A 1,759-nucleotide genomic window follows, 5' to 3' on the forward strand; every position below is an offset into this window, starting at 1 on the left:
TGTTTCCTGATATGAACAAAAATGTCAAGGGTACACTGAAAATTTCGTTGGAGATTCTATTTTTGGCAATACGAAGCTAGACCCACTGAAATTAGTGTTTCTCAAAGAAAAACTTTATATGGAGTGGCGTGTGTGGTAACCTCACAGGTGCAGCCAAATATTCTTTTCATTTGGCGTCTTGGCTGCAGAATCACACACGCAGAGGCTCCATGTCAAGTTTTTCGGAACTCATACAGAGAGTATGTGTAGGTACTTTAATCGTTAAGCACACGCCACGAAGGCAAAAATACTCTACGACGGTGAGCATCCTGATATTCGTGGGTTTTCACATTTTATCTTTCCGTCTAGGGAGCTTTCCGCGAACTTTATACGTGAGTCAGTCGAGTTCACTGTCACAAGGAAACATCGCGAATTCTCCTTCCGGTTTTAATCTTTGCCTCCGTGGCCTGTGCTTAATACCATATTTCCCTACTTGTTAAACCTTCTATGGCAAGGAATTTAAATCTAAACAGAGATAATTCATACTGCTTGTTTTTCTTTTTCTCTTTCTAATTCTATTTCTTTTGCTATTGCCCAAACAAAACCAGCGAGTTCTCTAGCTACTGCAGTAATAGCTTTTCCAGGGGGCTTCCCTTTTGATATTAGTCTCTGATACTTTTGGTGTAAACGTTGTTGAGCTTTCCAAGATATGGCGGTGATTGATGCAGGTTGTCCTTCTTGTCTTTTCTTCAATTCCCCTCTGACTGCAGGTTTATAACGATAACTCCAAGCAGATTCAATTAAAAGCCAACGAATATGTTTATTCCCTGTTTTAGTTATTCCGCCTTGTTTTCTCAAAGGACCACTAGATTCCTCACTAGGGACTAAACCTCCAAATGCCATAAATTGGCCCGCTTTTCCGAAGCGAAGAAAAGAAGCTACCTCTGCTGCTAATCCAGTAGCCGTCAAGACACTTATCCCTCTTAACACTTGAAGAGCCTGGATTATTGGAGCGTGAAAGCCTTTTTCGGCTTCGTATTGAATTTGTTTTTCTAACCGTTGCTTTCTCTGTTCTAATTCTGTAACTTGATGGTAATACTCTTGAAAAACTAGGTTTAAGGTTGAAGATTCGAAAGTTAAGCTATTCAGCCACTCTCTGTATCGTGTTGTCCACTTTCTTTTTACTGATGGTGGAGGATTAATATTGCGTCGCAGTAATAGCTTTGTTAGACGATGTTTTGCTCGCAATAAATCTTCTTTCACATCTTCCCGTGCACGTACCAAATCCCTTAATATTTCATCCTCTTCTGAAGGAACATACACAGTAGTCAATTCGCCTGCACGATATAAGGAGGCTAGCTGTAAAGCATCCCTACGATCTGTTTTGACTCGATCACCCGGTTTTTTAGGAATAAGTGAAGGAGCGATTACTTCACATTCAACTCCAAGGCTCATTAAAAAGCGATAGATTCCATAACCAGTTGGTCCTGCTTCATAACATACTTTTAGATACTCAATATCTCCTAGTTTATTTACTAATTTCCTGATGGCCTCCGGTGTGTTAGGAATCATACCGTAGTATCTAGGCTTTTCTCTCCCCTCATTAGCGATTGCGACAGCGATTTCTTCCTTCGAGACGTCTAAACCAACGTATTTTGTGGTATTCTTCATTGTAATGGCTCCTTTCGTAATGTAGCTCTGATTTGTTTTTCTTGATATTCAGTATTGCCAAAATCAACCTACGAAATTACGATCAGGGAGCCATTTTTGTTTATAATAA

The 1,759-nt window shown here is 40.0% G+C and carries 1 protein-coding gene; it reads right to left on the reverse strand.

What is annotated here, in order from left to right:
• Window positions 1-519 precede the first annotated feature (519 nt).
• Window positions 520-1,650 carry an IS110 family transposase gene (locus SPD53_RS19660; RefSeq protein ID WP_336253565.1) on the reverse strand — a complete coding sequence of 377 codons (1,131 nt, stop codon included), beginning with the start codon at window positions 1,648-1,650 and terminating at the stop codon, window positions 520-522.
• Between the last annotated feature and the right edge of the window lie 109 nt (window positions 1,651-1,759).

It is taken from the genome of Oceanobacillus sp. MO10714A (assembly GCF_037072045.1).
GTDB lineage: Bacteria > Bacillota > Bacilli > Bacillales > Amphibacillaceae > Oceanobacillus > Oceanobacillus indicireducens.